The sequence below is a fragment of the Novacetimonas hansenii JCM 7643 genome, assembly GCF_000964405.1.
GTDB lineage: Bacteria > Pseudomonadota > Alphaproteobacteria > Acetobacterales > Acetobacteraceae > Novacetimonas > Novacetimonas hansenii.
Map to the genome: position 1 here is coordinate 17,172 of NZ_BANE01000047.1, position 18,031 is coordinate 35,202.

The window sequence follows — 18,031 nt, forward strand, 5'->3', positions numbered from 1 at the left end:
AAAAAAGCCCATGTTTTTCAAATACTTTCAAAAACATGCACCGACACTTTTGTTCCCCAGTCATGGAGAGATTCCCATGGGGGCATTCGTCCCCTGCCCCATCACGGATCAGAGCGGAGAATGGGCCGCAGCATCATGCTCGATCGTACAAGCCTGCGGATTGGGTTTGGGGGCTTCGTGACGCAGGCCCTCCAACTCGGTCCGTGCGGCATCCAGATCCGCCCGGAAGGCAGGGTTGCCGTGCATGGCGGCAATATCGCCTGCCCCGGTCATATATCCCTCCAGCACGTCACTGGCCCAATGCACGCCACAGACGATACGGCTTTCACCGAATACGCGCCCACGTTGCAGGATTTCGGTCGAACGGTCCGGCAGAAGTTCCGCCAGCACCAGCGCCGTACTCCAGCCCAGAAGGGTGTGCCCGGAAGGATAAGCCCCCGATGTCGCCAGGTGGGACCGATCGTCCTCTGTGCAGATCGACTGCGTATTGCCCACGAAAGGACGTGCGCGATGCCATGATGCCTTGGCGTTGCGCATATCGGGAATTTCGCTGACATCCATCCGATGGATCAGCGCGGCAAGGCGCGGTGCCTTGCTGGCGTCGATCGTAAAGCCTGCCGCACAGGAAAAGCTGCGCAGCAGCGCCTCGATACGCAGGTCCGCATCGGATGTCGCCAGTGCCCAGCGCGCGCCGCCCTTCAGCCCACGCGTGGATTCAAAGGCATGGTCATCCGCGGCCTGACGCGCCGAGCCAGCCTGCGGCGGCGGGGGAAGGTACTGTGTGGCATCAGGCTGCGTCGCAGGTGTTAGATACCCTGCCTCCGGCGCGTGTGCTGACGGTGCCGTACGGGCCACGCAATTTCCTGAAACCATGAACAGTGACGAACACAGGACTGACAATAGATAATGTTTCCGCATGACATCCCACAATAATAAAACACAATAACGCGCCAGATACGGCCCCCGCCGCCGGGTCACCGGTATGTTTCCGACGGTGACATGTCCGTCACCTTTTTCAATACAAATCTGGAACGACCATATCATCGGGCACGGGCTGGCGGATATAATCCGGGCCGAAGACACGTTCAGGCAGCGTGACTTCGGGCTTTTCCACGTCCTGATAGGGAACCTGCGACAGCAGGTGACTGATGCAGTTCAGGCGCGCTTTTTTCTTGTTATCAGCCGGGACGATCCACCATGGCGCATCCGCGATGTTTGAACGTTCCAGCATGATTTCCTTGGCCAGCGTATAAGCTTCCCACCGCCTGCGGCTTTCAAGGTCCATGGGGCTTAGCTTCCACTGCTTCAGTGGATCTTCCATCCGGGCACGGAAACGCAGTTCCTGTTCGTCATCGGAAATCGAAAACCAGTATTTGACGATCTGTATTCCACTGCGCACCAGCATCCGCTCGAACTCCGGCACCGAACGAAAGAATTCCTCATATTCCGCATCCGTGCAGAAATTCATTACCCGTTCAACACCTGCGCGGTTGTACCAGCTTCGGTCAAACAGCACGATTTCACCTGCGGCAGGCAGGTGGCTGACATATCGTTGGAAATACCATTGCGTGCGTTCACGGTCATTGGGCGCAGGCAGGGCAGCGACACGGCAGATGCGCGGGTTCAGGCGTTGGGTAATGCGTTTGATCACGCCCCCCTTTCCCGCCGCATCGCGTCCTTCGCAGATCACGACCAGCCGATGCCCGGTCTCCTTGACCCAGTCCTGCAATTTCACCAGTTCGCCCTGCAGGCGCAGCAGTTCACGGAAATAGACCTGACGAAAATCCAGCGGGTCACAATTCTTTCCCGACCCCAGACGTGCGTCATCAAGCTCAAGCTCGATCTCTTCATCAAGGTCGTCAAGGATCTCCTCGCGCAGGCGGATCTTGTCACGCGATTCGCGATCGCAACTATGCTTCATGAGGAAACTGGCCATCCTGTCAAATGGGGTCGTGGTGATCGATACCACGCATTAGCCGTCAGAATTCGTCGTGGATATAGGCATCCTCGTCATCAATCGGCGCAAGCGCATCATGCGGGGCACCATGCAGGGCCCTGTCCCTGTTGCCCGCGCTTTCATGCCGACGGTCCTTCCACACCAGAACCAGCGCGGGACGCCATTCCTCGATGATGTCCTGCTTCTTTTCGCGCGACGTGTCCTGCATGACCCACTCTTTGTCAGACCAATGGATCAGCGGACCATAGTCCTGATTTTCCTTATGGAATGTGAACGTTTCTTGAAATGTCATTTTGGTCTCAAAACATAAATATCGCCATGTGCGGGAAACTTCACCTCCCCCGCACGGTTGCAATGGGGTTCGCCTACATACCGCCATCAGCCCGGTCGCTGTGGGGGCGGAGCCTGCACTTTCGTGTTGCAATTGCGATGCGTTTGCAATATGGATAATGAACTCACGGCGTATCAGACAGTTCCCCAACCGTCGATTTCCCAGCCCTAACGCCGTGAAAACTCTGCGGCATCGTCCACCTTCCTTGGGGCGATGCCGCACCTTTTTTTCAGTGCAGGGACAAAGCCACCATGCCCGACACCACAGGATGCACACCCGACTGGCACCTAGAGCACTCACGCCCCGCCCTGTTCCTTGATTATTTCAATCCGCGCACATTCTTTTCCTCCCAGGTCAACAGGCTGGCCACGCGGTTCCGCGATATTCAGGCCTTGTGTGACGAAGGTGAAAATCCGCCGGACCTGACGCGGCTTCGCAATGAACTTGCCTTTCACCTCATCAAGATGTCCCGCTGGTGGGGTTTTGATTTTTGTCCACGTGGCGTAACGAATGTGCGTAATCCGCTTTTCATGACCTATGTAAAGACACATATCGAAAATTCGATCGAGGACGAAAGCCTGTTCGACCTTCTGACGGTGCAACGTCATATGCATGCGGGCGATGCGGGCCATATCCTTGTTCTGGGACATGAAGGCGGCGCCGACCCGACACTGAGTGTACTATTCGGTATAGACGGGCAACGCGGATTCCGCTTTGCCATTGGGTCGAGCGGCCTTGCCCCCCTGTGGAATGGGCAGACTTATCCCGATTTCGCCAGCGCCTGGCTGGCGGCACGCGCCGTGCATGCGCTGATTGCAGACAGCCACGCCAACGTGCAGGAATATGAAATCGCGCATCAGGAACATATCTGGGCGCGTGCATGGCACAGGCGGCATTTTCACCGTCATATCACCCGTCCCGCCATGGACATGTATGTTCAGGCCAAGGAACAGCTTGGTGCCTGCCAATCGGAATTCGGCAGGCAGGAATTTGAAACGATCGTAAACAAGGCCGCGTTCCACATCACCTGGAGCGCATTTCACCGGAACATGACAATCGCGGACATGATCGCGGAAAGCAACATGGGCGAAACAGAACTGCGTCAGGCCAACATCATCAAACGACGTGCCCGGACCTATATCACCACATGTGTCGATCCGATCCAGCGCCCGGAAATGGATATCCTGCTTGATCGTGTCATTTCATACCTGCCGCGGCGATGCGCCTGACAGGCACCACCGCGACAGCACACGGGTACTACCACCCGCCGCCCCAACCACCCCAGCCCCATCCCCCATAAGGATAGGCATAATAACCGGGATAGCCGTAACCATATCCGGGATAACCATAATAGGGATACGGACCACCCCAACCATAGCCATATCCCCCGCGATCCCAGCCACCGCCACGATCCCAGCCGCCACGGTCGCCACCCCAGCCGCCATCTGGGCCGCCTGGACCTCCACCACGGGAGCCTCCTCCGCCCCAGCCGCCGCCCGGTCCACCACGACCGCCGCCACCGGGTCCTCCCCCCCCATGACCGCCACCGGGTCCACCACCGCCACCCGGGCCGCCACCATGCTGCGCATGCGCCTCTGTCAGGGTCAGGACCGGCGCCACAGCCAGCGACATGGCCATCAGCGCCACCGTCCAGTATTTTGTCTGCTTCACCTTATTTCTCCTCCACCGGCGGCCCATGCCATGCGCTGCCACGATGTTCGCGCATGATCCGGGGGCTTCACAAGACATAGTGCTGCATGGGACCTACGTGAATGATGAGGAGCATATTCTAACATTTCGTGACATTTGCCGCCTTCCCCCACGGGAACACCCATGGGACTGCGTAATCATGGCACCCGCTTTCCCCGGCCCCGAGATCTGGCGCGGATACTGCGGTGAAGCAAAAAACAAACCTCAGAGGTCAGGAAGCAAGACATCATTCCGGCCCTGACGGCCAGGCCCCACCGCCCTGAAACCGCCCCGAACCCGAGGGGCTTTCCTTCCTCATGCATATCCCCATCATGAACCAAACGGTACAATACATTCCGCCAGTTATGGACCAGAAGCCGACGACGGCAATGCCTGACCCGCTGGGGATACATTAGCCACCATCGCAACATTTACTGTACCATACGGCATAGCGCGCAACAGGAGGATATCCGCGATGGATATGTCCGCAATTTCGGCTGCCGCCTTAAACAGTCAGCACTTATTCAAAATATCTTTTTTTGCCAGAGACAATGCGAAGACGAATATATCATATCTCACTTTGTTCTTTTTACATTCCTCCTCACAATCTGGAAATACTATGCTAATTCTATCTACTCCATCGTCCACAGACAAAAGACATATATATACTCCGTCAATATATATCTCACAAACCAGCTTGTGATATTCAGAATCACTAAATATTTTTGTTTCTATTATTGACCCATGAAAATTAAAATTCATGGTTATAGAAATCCTCTAAATATACCGTCAGCATCGAAGCGTGCTCCTCGAGCCGTCACATTTTTTCCCTCCAGATCTGTTCCCGTTATTCATTACATCTTCGATTCATTTTCGAAACAATAAAAACCATTCACGCATTCCCTGTTCCCACCAGAGGCTACGTCCTTCAAAGGCTTCATGAAAAAACCTTTATAATACCGGCATGTTCCTGACACTGCCCTTTCAACTAACCAGCCCCCATCACCGTCAGATGGGACATACTCCACTGGCACATTGCAGATGCGCCCAGTCAACAACTTCCTTTACATCATCATCATGTATCGCAGCGGCAATTGCCGCGAACTTCCCGGCGGAGATTTCCTCCTCCGGCAGGTATTCATAACCAAGAGCGGAATCCGGACGGCTGGGTAATATGGCACAGCAGCGGACATGCGGTTGGTGGGTCGCGACCAATGCACGGAATTCCGCCAGATCATACCGGTTGGTATATACCTTAAGCGTATAAGACACCTGGTTGCCCTGTTCCGCCCCGATCCAGTATTTTTCCAGCAGCTCCAACCAGCGATACTGTGCCTCTGGCGTGGCTTCCGGCGCCGTGACAATCCGTTCCCCCATACCCAGGCGCTGAATCAGCGGCACGGTGGGAAAGCCCACGATGCTCATGCCCGGAAAACTGCGCAATGAACGCACCGGATATCCCCGTTTTTCATACGCCGGAAGCAGCGGGTCGGCCCCCTCCTCCCACGTGCCATCTTCGCGCTGCACGCCCTTGAACTGCACCCAGCGCAGGTACTGCCGCCGTGCCGGTAGGTGTGCCCCTTCCGTCAGGCCAAACAGCTTGGACGTCGTGCCGGCGGGCTTGATGGTTGTCACCGTAACCGGACGCACAGTTCCGGTTTCGCGGGCATAGAGATTGGCTTCTTCCTTGGCTATGATTGAAAGTTCCTGCACTGCGCCCCAGAACGGGGCAGCGCGCTCCTCGTCCAGCAGGTCGTTAAAATCCAGACCGAAGCGCACCCACGCCCATTCGTGCAGGCCGGTTGGCCCGATCCCGATACGGTTGGTCCGTCGCACTTCCTCCCCATACAGGGCGTCCATGCGATTGGCACGCAGCAGGAACCTTACACCCAACCTGACGGAATCACGCACACGCGCATCCCACACCTGCGTAACCGCATGCGGTATGCGCCCGGGCGTCACGTCCCCCGGTGGTATCGGACAGGCCAGCAACGGCGCAAAATCACCGATCACGCAATACCCACCCGTTACATGCAGCGTAATTTCGCCACACGGGTTGGTCGTCACCGGGAAATGCGCATGTGCCGCACGCCCGGCAAGATCCGCCAGAAGGGCGGCCGCCTCTGTCGCCTGATACCGCCCCGAGCGGAAATCCCGCCCGTCCGCATGGATTTTCTTCTGCCGGGCACTCCCGGTCCGGTTGTCCTCCAGCCGGTCGCCATTGATGAAACCAGGCTCCCCATTGATCCATGCGCATCGCGTGGCCTCGGCAAAGACCCTGCGGGCATGCCCGGCCAATGAACCGGTCATGGCCGGGTCGTTCACAAAACCCCAGAATTCGCGGTCCACCATTACGGAATGGTTGGCCGTCCACAGGCCGCCTTCTTCCTTGGCACGGATAAAGCGCAGCACATCGGCATCGCGCCATGACTTGGTGGCCATACGTGCGGCACGGCGGGCGCCACCGACCTGCACCTCCACCGACAGGTAATGATCCACCCGCAACGCCTGTTCCCACAGGGGCATAGCCTTGTCCCGCCCCGCCTCGATCACGTGACGGCGAATGTTCAGCAACCCGCGCAAAAGGGAAATCGGGCCAGATGCAGGGCGCCCCTGCATGCCCGCAATCGGGCTGCCGGCGCACCGGATGGCACTGAGGTCCAGGACAAGCCGATGGTCATGCTGTCCCCTGAATGCCATGGCCTCGATCTTCTCGATCGCCTTGCCCCAGCCTTCGCGACTATCCTCGATGACATGGACACTTATCGCGGCACCGTTTCGCATCTGTGGCGCAGGCACTTCGGGCAGGATGGACGAGGCGCGGAACGCACGGACCTGTGCCTCCATCCCTGCGTCAAAGGTTTCCAGCGTTGTCCCCCATGGCACGACCTGCATATCCAACCCGAACCGCAACAACCCGGCACGATCACGGGGATAATCCGGATGCGTCGGCGCAAGGACGAACGACAGGTCAGGCGCCCGCGTCCAGTCCACCACACAGAGTTCATCATCATAGGCCCGCCCCACGCCGGAGCCATTGAGCAACAAGTAGAATTTGGCGAAGGAACAGATGGCGGTGGCGCAATTGGTGAACATTTCCATGTTCCGGCCCGGTTGTGTTGCATCACCATGTTGCAGATGCCGACCGGATGTCAGTAATGCACCGGTGGCGATGGCGTTACGCAACTGCGCACGTTCCCGCGCGTCCACGCCGGGCAGTAACGCCGTATTGCCCCGCGCCACACGCGCGGCCACATGGCCGAAATCCTCGTGATCGGTGGGGCGGAACACGGTCCGCCGCCCCACAGCCGCCCCCATCCCACGATCCAGCGAACGGGCAGGCAGCGGGGATAGGCCGAATACCCCTTCGAAGGGATCACGTATCTGCGCACGCGCGCCGCCAAACAGCGAAAAACCTCCGTCCATGCACTGGCTCCCTCGTGCAGGCGAACGAGGACCATGCGAGGACACCGGTTCGCGCATTTAGTGGAAAGAAGGCAATCATGACACCAGATATGGTGTCATGCACGGAGAAATTTTATCCAGAGCGTGTGAATCCCCCCACGAAGGGCAGGACTTTCGCCGCGCGACTCATGAAACAGTTTTTTTGTAACATCCGATGATCGCAGAGTCGGAAAACATCAGCCTCCTGCCATGCTGCGCAAACACAGGCGATGGCACAGAGCATGCGGGGAACACCGCGAGGTCGGGTTGGGGGATCTCGTGTTCGACGGTTCATCCCCGCGTATGCGGGGAACACAGGTCAGCAAACACGTTCGTGTTAAACTGGCTCGGTTCATCCCCGCGTATGCGGGGAACACTCAAGTTCTGCGTCTCGACGATCTTCTTCGTCCGGTTCATCCCCGCGTATGCGGGGAACACCGCGTAGTATAGGCCATCTCTCAGGGCGTGTTCGGTTCATCCCCGCGTATGCGGGGAACACCGCGCGCCGCGAATTCCTGCCAGTCCCGGCCACGGTTCATCCCCGCGTATGCGGGGAACACCTGCGCAAGGCATGGCGCGTCACGGTTGACGGCGGTTCATCCCCGCGTATGCGGGGAACACTCTTCGTGGAACCATTTGATTTTAAACGGTTATTTTATTGTCAAAGAATCTACCAACTTTAACCTCTGTATTTATCCCTTTCCAGATCGGGATGAAAGTGACCTGACAGTCGGGCCGGGATGCGCCGGCAACGCGGCTTCTGGGCCAAAAGACACCAGACGCAGTCCATCCAGATCGACCGGGATACGACGGTTTTTCCCACAGGTGTCGAATTCGAAACCAGCATCATTGGGCGTGGCCCAAGCGATCACGGCATTTCCCGTATCTATATAGGCACATACCTGTCCCCATATCATTTCACGCACGCGTCGCCCGTAACTGCCGATATAGACACCTGCACGTACCTCCAGCAGCCATACAGCCAGACGCCCACGCAGACGTGGCGGGGCATTTTCAACCACGATGACCAGCATCACCCAGCCCTTTACGATCCATGAACGCAATTGGCATGGCTTCTTCCTGTGCTGACGGAACCTCCATCCCGCCCGCAGCCAGCACATCCTCGATCATGGGAATCAGCCGCCCAAGGATCTTGGTCTTGCGGAACTGATCGCGGCACCGCTGCCTGACTGCCCCCACCGGGTCCACGATATCCTGACCATCCAGTGGCCGTTTCCGCTGCACCGCCGCCGCCACACGAAATGCCTCTGGCACCACAAGATCGAATTTCACGATATCCGCAATATCATAGACAAAGCTCTGTGGTTTTCCCGTATGCAGAAAACCAATGGCAGGCGCATAGCCAGCCGCCAAAATGGCGGCCTCGGTAATGCCATACAGCGCCGCCGTCGCGGCAGACAGACAGCGATTGACCACATTGGCTGTTTCCCATTCATGCGGATTGTAACGGCGGCCATCCCATTGCGCCCCATGCGACTGCGCCAGCAGACGATAGGTTTCGCGCACGCGTGCCCCCTCGATACCACGCAACTGGTCTATGGAACGCCTTTCTGGTGCTTCTTCGCCAAAACGCAGCGCGTACATTCTGCGCACGACCTTCAGGCGCGCGGTGTCGTCAAGCGCCAGACGCGCCTGAAACAGCAACCTGTCCGCACGCGCCCCTCCTGGTTGCCCGGACGCATACAGCCGGACGCCCGCCTCCCCCACCCATATCAGCAATGTGCCCGCCCTGGCCGCCAGCGCCGCCGCCGCGTGACTGACCCGCGTGCCAGGTTCCAGCATAAGGCAGGCTACACCGCCGATGGGAATGTGGGTACGCACCCCTCCTTTATCCACCAGCACGAACGCACCATCAATTACGTCAAGCTGCCCCATCGCCACAAACAGGATGGAGGCACGTTCCTTCAGCGCAATGGGCTGCGGGGGTGGCAGCCCCGGCATGGGTCGGGACATGGGTTCCCTTCCCTCAACGCGCGCGACGGATCAGCATAAGGCCGCACCCGAATGCCCGCGCCCGGCCGTATCCACCAAGCAGGGCAGACATGAAAAGAGCGGGATCTGTAACCCGCAGTTCCCCCGTCATGTCCACCACGCCAAAAGTCGCCGCCCCGGTTTCGCGTACACGGGGAACACGCAACATGTCACAACTTTCGACATTCAGGGCATCAGCATCCGGACAGAACCCGGACCGTACGCCCTGCCGTGCCAGCCACGCGGCAATGACGGGGGGCACGACTTCATCACGTGCCTGCGCACGTTGGCCCGGCGGAATCCTGTGCAGTGCATCCATCACGATATCATGCCGCTGACTGCGTGCGCGGCCCGGCACCTTGCGGTCAACCGTGGCATTGGCGCGCAAAAGGAATCGCAGATGATCCCCCTCCTTCAGCACGGGTGCGAACGTACGGCTTTCGATATCGAACAACCCGTGTGTATCCACCGGTTCACGTGCCGACAGAACCATGAAATGCGCAGGTTCCGTCTGACGCCACAAAAAATCCCGCCTGCGGTCCGGTGTATCGCCAAACAGGGTCCATAACAGGTGATGCGCGGCCCCGTGCTGGCGGCCTTCCCCCTGCGGCACCAAAAGCGCGGCGATGGCCTGCACGGCGGCATCACGCCGCAATGCCACGCGCGACAGGAACCCCGAATTCATGTCCGTGCTCCTTTCGTGCCACACAGGATCGCTTCTTCCCGCAGCGCAAATTGCCACGCTGTACGTGAAAGGGGCTGATCGCGTCGTATTTCGCGACGGATCACATCATGCCCAGCCCCCTGCTGTGCGACATCCGCTGCATCAAGCACCACAAGTGTATCCATCCCACCTCCACGCCCTGCAAACTGGTCACGCAGATGCCCATAACGCATCGTAATCCGGCTTTCCGGTCCATCTGCATGCCTGGCAAGAAGGACGGAAACCACATTTTCACCGTCCACCAGTTGTGGGGCCAATGGCAGGCCGGGCGGACAGGATTTACGCCCCAAAGAGGGTGTGAAGACAGGTTCACACATCGCGTGGCACAGATCCTCCAGCGTCCAGCGCGGCGTTTCATCACGTGCCCAGATCGCCCCCAGATGCCAGCTTCCCATCCGGTAATCCCGACGGGACAGGATCGTCGCCAGTTCACCAGCCCCGGCCAGTTCTTGCGCACGGGTCGCGGGATGCCAGTTCCGGCGCGATGGCGCGGTCTGGGCGGTATGATAATCCGTCAGCAGCCGACCGGGCGCATGGCACAGAACCGCCAGTCCATATCCCATGCCAAGAGCCTCCTGCGCGTTCCTATCATCGCGCGTGATGCCAAGGCAGGCCCCCATCAACCCCAGGATGGCAGAGCGCGCGGGACGATCCCCGCCGTCCCGCCTTTCCCCCACCGCAAGCGTGCCGAATGAGGCCATTGGCCCCACCATGGCAAATGTCAGGAATTGCCCCATGCCCGTCAGGTCCGGCAGAATGCAACGATATCAGCCAGCGTGGCGCTACCGGCATCCCCAAGCGCAAGTTCGCATGTTTCATCCACGCCCGCGCCATAAACCCGCGCCAATTCAGAACGAAACGCCTTCAGCGCCGCGATGGAAGCGCCCATCAGGTCATGCCCCCCAACGGGCCGGGCAAATGCACCCGCCAGCGTACGGGGCTGTGCATTGCCTTTTTCCACCAGCACGTAGCCCGCCCGCGCAAGGGCTGCGAAACTGTTCTGCTTGCCAGACGGGGAGACCGTCATCGCTGCCTCCACCAAGGCGCCGAGCGCGGCTTGCGCGACACCGGTGTCACAGTCATCACCAAGATTTTTCCCAAGCAGGTCGCGATTTACACACAGATAGAGATAGAAAACCCCAGAACCGAACCCGGCCTCCCCCAGGAAGCCCGCGCCGGCATCGTCGTCATCCCCCTTCAGGTCGTCAATCGCGGTATAGTAATCATCCTCTACCGTCACACGATGCGTCGTGATGGCATGCGCCACCTGCACCGCCGCTTCGCGGTTAAAGGACGGGGCGCCGGCCAGCATGCGGCCAAACAGAGCAATATCCGCCGTTGAGTCCGCACGATGCAGCAAGATGTCCTGCTCTTTCCGAAGGTCCACCTTTTCCCCTGCGGCCATGCGGTCCGCCACCGACAGCGCCATTTCACGTTCGGACGGGGAAATGAATACAAGCTGCTCGGTACGGGTGGGATGTGCGTCCTTGTCCCCCTTCACCTTGCCATAAACGCCGGCAATTTCCCGCGCGATCGCAACGGCTTTTTTCTCGTCCACTTCTTGCGCACGCAGATGCGCAAGGACTTCTTCCCCCAGACGTTGCGTCCGCTGTCCCATGTGTCCCGTCAGGGCGGAAGAAAAAATATCGGATGTCCGCCACGCGCGCTTGAGCGCCTGAGAGGAAATCCGTAACCGCGTCACCCCACCGACCGTTGCGGTCTTGGGGTTGCCGGTATCGTCACGATTGACGTTGGAAGGGGGATAAAAAGTCAGGAGGTGAATCTGAAGGAAACGGCTCATTTCTAATATCCTTATTTAAAATCAAGAATTGTTCTGCTTGCTCTGATCCACAGATCCGGCGTTCCAGTAATGATAGACCCAGTCACGCCGGACCCGATCGCCCACACTGTCATCATACGCGCCCTCGCGTGGCCACATCATGAGGGCTTCGGCCAGATCGGCCACATTCACCCCTCCGCCCGCCAGCGCCACAAGTCGCCGGAATGCACGCAGGCATTCGTCAAAGGTTGCGGCATCCATCAACCGCCGGAAGCGCAGGGGCTTACACAATGCCGTTGCATCATCCTTCAGATCCGCGGGACCGACCTGGCGCGCCACCCGTATTCCGGGCTGATCCGCACGTACATGCGCACATACCGCAGCGACAAGGGCAAGACGCGCAAGTTCGGTGTCACCACGCGCACCGCACCTGTGCACCAGCTTCTGGACCTGTGGTTCGAACAGGGCATCAACCACGCTGCCGCAGCGCCGCAGTGCCGCAAGTGCCGCGCGATCCCCCGCCTGTTTTTTTACAGGATCGGGTTGGAGGTCATGCCACCATCCCATGATTGATCGCACCGTTGCCTTATCATCACTCCGCATCAGGAGGCTGCTCCCGTTGTTTTTTGTTTCTTTTTTACTGGCAAAGGAATATCCAAAATTTCCATGATTTTTACCCCTTCCTTTCCCATACCCGATACCGCGGCGCCAAGCCGCCTGCGCGCCAGTGCGGAACGTCGTGCCTCCGTCTCGGCCGTATCCGGTTCCAACGTAACGGTGGCGTCAAATTCCTTCATGGCTGCCTGCCCAAGCGTCCGCAGCCATGACTTTTTCAGGGCCAGGTCCGCATCATCCCCTGTGCTGGTCCCGGCCCCGTGCAATACGGCAAAAAAGCTTCCTTCCGTATCCATCCAGAACCGTTCCTGCACATTGGAAATACCCGTTGCATCGACGGATACTTTTTCCTTGCCAAACAGGGCGTCACGCACACAGCTACGCAGGATATCCGCCACCTGCTTTGCCGCCGTAACACATTGACGCGCCAGTTCGTCCAGCACCTCCTGCCGATCCGCATCAGACGTACCGGGAAGCGGCATTTCACTTTCCACGAAACTGCGCGCCTTCATGTTATCCATGTCGAAACCGGCTGTCAGAAGACGGGGATTTTCCGAAAGACCAGCATCACGCCCACGTTCGTTACGCCATGCGACCACACAGCTTGCGGGCAGGCGGTTGGCATCCGCGCTTTCCACGACTACACCAGCCCAATGCCGATACCCGATCCCCCCGGGTTGTGGATGCACGGCAAGCCAGTCCGTGCCCTCTTTTTGTCGATAGCGCGGCGTCAGGGGATGCACGGTGCCCCCCGCACCATATGGCATCCCGATCCAGCCCGCATATTTCGGCCCATAAGGCCTCTGCCGCCATCCCGCCACCATAACAGCATCTGGAGATCCCGTAAGATCACAGATACCATCAGCAATATTTTCAAAATCAAGCCGGATGCGCCGGGGCATTCCCCACCAGCATTGCAACAGGGATGCATTTACATCCGCACACACATCCCTCCCCCCCTTACCCGCGATCGTGGGGGCCATCCATGGGAATGTTGTTCCCATGGCCTCCTCCTTCACGGGGACGCCATACGGCACATTCGCCCAGATCACGTTCCACAGGCTCCCCCCTTCGATCGGCAACACCAAGGTTGTAAGTGGCCCACCCCCACGCAGGCCAGTCAGGTTGCCGGCCCCACCACTGGGCGCCCATGATTGCAAGGTGAACAAAGCCATGGCCGCTGCCGGGCGGCCAAGCCTCCCGACCTGTCCCCGATGCACGAAAAGATCCGCATTGCGCTTTATGGTGCTTTCACCGGGCGCATCAATCAGCAGACGTTCTACAGGTTCCGACCCGCTGCTGAGGTCTTCATGATCCTGCAAAAATCGTGGCCCGGGCCCATCAAGCCAGAACGCATCGGCGATGCGCGCAAAGGCATCGTCCAGCGTCGCGACAGAAGGCGCCCTGCGCCATACCCCAAGCCATGAGCGCCGATCAGTCGGGGGACAGGCGGTTGCCACAAGCCCGATCAGGAATTCATAAGCAGCAACACGCAAATCCGCCCGTGGCCATGCGAATTCGACAACCGGATCGTCCGCCACCCCGTCCACGATCTGTGCCGGACGAATGACATCACATGCACCAGACCTGCGACGTACAGGCAACCAGGGATCTGAAATAAGGTTGAGCGCACGATCTTCCATCATCAAATGGATGTTCCTTTAAAATACCCTGATTCCTGGCATTTGACCGCGATCCAGAAACAAGGACTTTGCCAAACATGCGTATGCAGAGCGTATGATTTACGGACAATAAGTACCAAACGTTACAATTCTGCATTGATTGCCATGCCGCCCCCATGGATGACTGGGATGACTTTTTCTGCTTAGCCTGATTTTTTCACCAGTCAAATATATTAACCTAACGGTTCAAGACTTATTGATATACACAAACTTAAACAGATACAGGAAATCCCTGCTGACGCAGGGAACCACCTGACCTTACGGTGCAAGACGGTTCATCCCGTCAAGAAACAGGAAGCATCTGTAAACCATACTGTTGATCGTATCGGATCACAATCTCTTTCCCTTTTTCGTCATATCCCCGCCCTTCCATACCGTCTTCACCTTCATCAAGCAGAAGCAGGAGAAACTGCGTCTCGTCCTCACGCTCCCAACGTGACCAGGCGGCACGCGCGGTCATCACGGCCCCTGCCCACACCGCCGGAACCGCACATGCGGCAAGGGAATGCCGCGCCACCGATATCTCAGACAATGCCCATGCCCTCCGCAGCGCTTCGGGCGGAGCAAGACTGCTGTCTTTCAATACGGCCCAAGGCAACACCTGCCCATCGCGTATGACGGCCAGGCGCACAGTGACATAAGGACGTTCCTCCAAACGTGTGGGAGTACTGACATCGCGTTCCCACAAGGCGCCATCGGGTGCATATCCCGTCGCATAATTCAGGACGTTACGACTTGCCGCCCCACGGGCTGCCCAGCCCTTCCCCCGCGCTTCGTCGCTGGCTGCCATCAGTCCGGGCGGCACCATGCGATCGTCCCCGGCCTCTTCAATTAATGCACGGATATTATCGGGAGTACATATCCTTCCGACACGTTGCAGCACCCTTGCAGTACGCCACAGCAATGCCGGATCACGATACACTGCCGCCGTGCCAGGCAGAAGGCGGGCAAGCCATTGCGGGTCCGGGTCATCAACTGGTTCTGGTGACAGGACCCATACTTCCTCACGATCCACCGGGCGCCCATGCCGTTCATGACGACGCAGACGCCCAGCCCGCTGGATAATCAAATCCATCGGCGCAAGATCCGTAAACAGGACATCGAAATCAAGATCCAGGGACTGTTCGATCACCTGGCTTGCAACCAGTACCCCTGCACGCACGGTGTCGTCACCGTCCCGGCCAAAACGCGCCAGAACATCACGTTCTATTGCCAGCCGATCCACCATGGCGAAACGCGCATGAAATACCGTTACCGCCGTACCTTCCTGTGCCATCAACTTTGCAGTGGCGATGACATCATCCACTGTATTGCGCACCCACGCGACTGCCGCGCCCTGTCGTGCGGCATTGGACGCCGCGACCATGACTGCCTGCCCATCCGCCAGGCACCGGACAGCAATATCACGCCGCAAGCCAGGGCGCGGCGCACACGGCAGTTCCTCCACCCCTGCGCGCGCCACAAGGGTCACAAGCGGATAGGCAGTGCTGGACAGCGCTGCCCCCCCTTCGTGGTGCAAGCCCTCCCTGAACGCCATAGTAAGTTTGTGGCGCACTGATTGGGTCAACGTAGCGGACAGGAGGATGGCAGACCCGCCCATCGCAGCATGAAAACGCAGCAGAGCCGCCATCTCTTCGTGCATGTAGGGATCATAGGCATGACATTCATCAACAAGCAGGATCTTCCCCGCAAGCCCGGCCTGCCTGATGGTGGCAAAGCGAACCGGGAGGACCGCCATGAATGCCTGGTCAATCGTACCCACCCCCACCTGCGCAAGCAGGGCACGCCGCGCCTCACTCCCCAACCATGCGCTACAACAGATCTCTGCCGCATCTGTGCGTTCTGCCTGCACGGACATACCGTCCACATGATCGTCAGGCGCCACAACGGAAACAAACCGTTCATCCAGCCGCGCACGTCCATGAGCCAGCGCAAGAGAAGGATGCGACGAAGGCTGAAACAAGCCACGATATGCCGAGGCAAGCCGGTCGAACATGGCATTCGCAGTCGCCATGGTGGGCAGGGCGACAAACAGCCCATTGGCATGCCCCGACGCCATCAGCCGATGCGCCGCCACCATCGCCGCCTCGGTTTTGCCCGCACCCGTCATGTCCTCAATCACGACCAGCGTTGGCCCTTCCGGTATGTCGATGCCTTCCATCAATGCCTGAACGGGGGATGGTATGCTGACACGCGGAAACAGACGTCCAATGCCCCGGAAGGGCGCAACATCGACTGGCCCAAGACCAGCACGTGCGATTGCCGTGCGCGCATGAGGCAGGGCATGGTTCCAGAAATATCCTGCGGCATCCTGCACCGCATCGGGCGTAACATAGGGAAACCATTCCCGCCGCGACCCGATCCAGTCCGCAGTGACCGTCAACCCGGCAAGCCGCCATTCCAGACGCAGCAGATCCTGTGGCGACAGACAAGGGATCGGCGGGGGACGAAAAATATCAAACAAAAGAGTACAAAACTGTCGCGCATAAACCCCACAGACCGCTTTTTGCAGGCCACGCGCCCTATTCCCCGTCACGGCGACCGGTTGACCATGATGCCCTGCGATGGCACGCCATATCTGGCGTTTATCGACAGGCGACCAGTCAAAACCATTATCATCCACACCAAAGAGCGGCGCCAGCACATCTTCGCAGACATAATCAAGAAGCAGCAGACCATCGACATCATGGCGCGAGAGCGTTACCGCATCAGCATACGGGCCGAGTGCCTGGTGCGGCCAACACGCCGGCACCTTTGCCTGAAACGCAGGCATTATTTTACCAATATCATGTAACGCCACCAGTAAACCAAGCTGCCGACGATCCAGCCCCGTATGCACGTTCCCCGGCAAGAGAACAGCTACGGCGGCGACATCCAGCATGTGGGCGACAAGCGGATGATAATCAGGCTCCCCCGGCTTTTTTTCATCGCCTGACTGAGCCTTACCCCAAAAAAACTTCAGCATATCGTCGCCTGCATCCAGCATGACACCGCCTTTTTATGCACTCGACAGGTTTTGCAAAAAAACCATACCCAACATACTTGGATTTGTAAGTTTAGAAAAAAGCAGAACAGCCTTTCAACCAACGCATCAAATATCTATTTACAATATCATCTGCCGACATCCCCGCGTGTGCGGGGAACACGGCCGGTCAACGTCCAGAAAAAACAGACGTGACGGTTCATCCCCGCGTGTGCGGGGAACACCGGCGCATTGAAGCGATGGAATAGGCGTAGCCCGGTTCATCCCCGCGTGTGCGGGGAACACCGTTTTGAGACGTTCCACAACGGCTCTGTGAGCGGTTCATCCCCGCGTGTGCGGGGAACACTCTTCCTGGAACCCATTGATTTTAAATATTTATTTTATTGTCAAAATTCCACCGTGTGAAACACCCTAAATTATTAGCTTTTTTTCTTCCTCTGCGAAAGCTACAAGGCCGCAGTTCAAACGGTCATATTCTGAGAAAACAAGCGGTCATTGGTGATGCTGCCTCAAAGCCATTGAATGATAGTCTGCACACTCCATAAAAACATGGCGAGCCAAGCGCGCCCCAATAACAAAATCCGGTCTATAAATATTAAAAGTGAAATCATGCATCTTAATGCAATATAAATATAGTAATTATTTTAATAAAATTAATAAATTTCATAACAAACAATAAACTCTCATTTATTTCACCATGTTGTATATTGAAATTATTTATATTTTATTTGATTGGGAGAAGTGAACAGACGCTTTTGTGAACGAGGCATGTGCGATCTGGAAACCTCTGAGAGCCTGATCCGAAAGTTTTTGAACAATACCAGCATGTTGTGA

Annotated in this window: 14 protein-coding genes and 1 CRISPR repeat array; of the genes, 1 reads left to right on the plus strand and 13 read right to left on the minus strand. The window is 57.9% G+C overall.

The genetic code is table 11. From position 1 onward, the window contains the following. Positions 1 to 108: 108 nt before the first annotated feature. The 3 genes from B7G66_RS03285 to B7G66_RS03295 form a co-directional block, all read right to left on the minus strand. A complete protein-coding gene (locus tag B7G66_RS03285) occupies positions 109 to 855 on the minus strand; it encodes an acid phosphatase (protein ID WP_003620480.1) in 747 nt (248 codons plus the stop codon). A gap of 160 nt (positions 856 to 1,015) precedes the next feature. Next, complete coding sequence (gene ppk2, locus B7G66_RS03290; protein WP_003620483.1) at positions 1,016 to 1,921, minus strand: polyphosphate kinase 2; 906 nt, start codon at positions 1,919 to 1,921, stop codon at positions 1,016 to 1,018. A gap of 58 nt (positions 1,922 to 1,979) precedes the next feature. Further along, positions 1,980 to 2,249 (minus strand): hypothetical protein, encoded by a 270-nt coding sequence (locus B7G66_RS03295; protein ID WP_003620485.1) that lies wholly within the window; start codon positions 2,247 to 2,249, stop codon positions 1,980 to 1,982. A gap of 290 nt (positions 2,250 to 2,539) precedes the next feature. Between B7G66_RS03295 and B7G66_RS03300 the strand changes: the two genes are divergently transcribed. Further along, entirely contained in the window at positions 2,540 to 3,517 is a 978-nt protein-coding gene (locus B7G66_RS03300; protein ID WP_003620486.1) for a hypothetical protein, read from the plus strand. A 28-nt stretch (positions 3,518 to 3,545) separates the two neighbouring features. Here the strand turns inward: B7G66_RS03300 and B7G66_RS17760 are convergent, their stop codons facing one another. The 10 genes from B7G66_RS17760 to cas3 form a co-directional block, all read right to left on the minus strand. Next, a complete protein-coding gene (locus tag B7G66_RS17760) occupies positions 3,546 to 3,959 on the minus strand; it encodes a hypothetical protein (protein ID WP_155116150.1) in 414 nt (137 codons plus the stop codon). Between the two features lie 1,026 nt (positions 3,960 to 4,985). Next, on the minus strand, positions 4,986 to 7,403 hold the full coding sequence (locus B7G66_RS03310; protein WP_003620489.1) for a recombinase: 2,418 nt from the start codon (positions 7,401 to 7,403) through the stop codon (positions 4,986 to 4,988). A gap of 305 nt (positions 7,404 to 7,708) precedes the next feature. After that, a CRISPR array of direct repeats spans positions 7,709 to 8,042; the repeat unit is 29 nt; unit sequence CGGTTCATCCCCGCGTATGCGGGGAACAC. A gap of 71 nt (positions 8,043 to 8,113) precedes the next feature. After that, a complete protein-coding gene (cas2e, locus tag B7G66_RS03315) occupies positions 8,114 to 8,455 on the minus strand; it encodes a type I-E CRISPR-associated endoribonuclease Cas2e (RefSeq protein ID WP_003620490.1) in 342 nt (113 codons plus the stop codon). Next, positions 8,436 to 9,395, minus strand: a complete 960-nt coding sequence (gene cas1e, locus B7G66_RS03320; protein ID WP_040510881.1) for a type I-E CRISPR-associated endonuclease Cas1e — start codon at positions 9,393 to 9,395, stop codon at positions 8,436 to 8,438. The genes cas2e and cas1e overlap by 20 nt, the downstream gene beginning before the upstream one ends. 13 nt (positions 9,396 to 9,408) lie before the next feature. Then, positions 9,409 to 10,098 carry a type I-E CRISPR-associated protein Cas6/Cse3/CasE gene (gene cas6e / locus B7G66_RS03325; RefSeq protein ID WP_003620492.1) on the minus strand — a complete coding sequence of 230 codons (690 nt, stop codon included), beginning with the start codon at positions 10,096 to 10,098 and terminating at the stop codon, positions 9,409 to 9,411. After that, positions 10,095 to 10,874 (minus strand): type I-E CRISPR-associated protein Cas5/CasD, encoded by a 780-nt coding sequence (gene cas5e / locus B7G66_RS03330; protein ID WP_003620493.1) that lies wholly within the window; start codon positions 10,872 to 10,874, stop codon positions 10,095 to 10,097. The genes cas6e and cas5e overlap by 4 nt, the downstream gene beginning before the upstream one ends. Before the next feature lie 5 nt (positions 10,875 to 10,879). Further along, entirely contained in the window at positions 10,880 to 11,938 is a 1,059-nt protein-coding gene (gene cas7e / locus B7G66_RS03335; protein WP_003620494.1) for a type I-E CRISPR-associated protein Cas7/Cse4/CasC, read from the minus strand. Between the two features lie 21 nt (positions 11,939 to 11,959). Further along, positions 11,960 to 12,520: a type I-E CRISPR-associated protein Cse2/CasB gene (gene casB / locus B7G66_RS03340; protein WP_003620495.1), complete on the minus strand. Its 561-nt coding sequence runs from the start codon at positions 12,518 to 12,520 to the stop codon at positions 11,960 to 11,962. Further along, complete coding sequence (gene casA, locus B7G66_RS03345; protein ID WP_040512043.1) at positions 12,520 to 14,175, minus strand: type I-E CRISPR-associated protein Cse1/CasA; 1,656 nt, start codon at positions 14,173 to 14,175, stop codon at positions 12,520 to 12,522. Before casA ends, casB begins: the two co-directional genes overlap by 1 nt. Before the next feature lie 322 nt (positions 14,176 to 14,497). Next, the gene (gene cas3 / locus B7G66_RS03350; RefSeq protein ID WP_231106166.1) at positions 14,498 to 17,179 is read right to left on the minus strand and encodes a CRISPR-associated helicase Cas3'; all 2,682 of its coding nucleotides are present in this window, start codon (positions 17,177 to 17,179) and stop codon (positions 14,498 to 14,500) included. Positions 17,180 to 18,031 lie beyond the last annotated feature (852 nt).

What these genes read in the sequence shown, in the direction of transcription:
- ppk2 (WP_003620483.1), bottom strand. Translation starts at nt 1,921, where the DNA reads ATGAAGCATAGTTGCGATCGCGAATCGCGTGACAAGATCCGCCTGCGC.
- B7G66_RS03295 (WP_003620485.1), bottom strand. Translation starts at nt 2,249, where the DNA reads ATGACATTTCAAGAAACGTTCACATTCCATAAGGAAAATCAGGACTAT.
- B7G66_RS03300 (WP_003620486.1), top strand. Translation starts at nt 2,540, where the DNA reads ATGCCCGACACCACAGGATGCACACCCGACTGGCACCTAGAGCACTCA.
- B7G66_RS03310 (WP_003620489.1), bottom strand. Translation starts at nt 7,403, where the DNA reads ATGGACGGAGGTTTTTCGCTGTTTGGCGGCGCGCGTGCGCAGATACGT.
- cas2e (WP_003620490.1), bottom strand. Translation starts at nt 8,455, where the DNA reads ATGCTGGTCATCGTGGTTGAAAATGCCCCGCCACGTCTGCGTGGGCGT.
- cas1e (WP_040510881.1), bottom strand. Translation starts at nt 9,395, where the DNA reads ATGTCCCGACCCATGCCGGGGCTGCCACCCCCGCAGCCCATTGCGCTG.
- cas6e (WP_003620492.1), bottom strand. Translation starts at nt 10,098, where the DNA reads ATGAATTCGGGGTTCCTGTCGCGCGTGGCATTGCGGCGTGATGCCGCC.
- cas5e (WP_003620493.1), bottom strand. Translation starts at nt 10,874, where the DNA reads ATGGGGCAATTCCTGACATTTGCCATGGTGGGGCCAATGGCCTCATTC.
- cas7e (WP_003620494.1), bottom strand. Translation starts at nt 11,938, where the DNA reads ATGAGCCGTTTCCTTCAGATTCACCTCCTGACTTTTTATCCCCCTTCC.
- casB (WP_003620495.1), bottom strand. Translation starts at nt 12,520, where the DNA reads ATGCGGAGTGATGATAAGGCAACGGTGCGATCAATCATGGGATGGTGG.
- casA (WP_040512043.1), bottom strand. Translation starts at nt 14,175, where the DNA reads ATGGAAGATCGTGCGCTCAACCTTATTTCAGATCCCTGGTTGCCTGTA.
- cas3 (WP_231106166.1), bottom strand. Translation starts at nt 17,179, where the DNA reads ATGCTGAAGTTTTTTTGGGGTAAGGCTCAGTCAGGCGATGAAAAAAAG.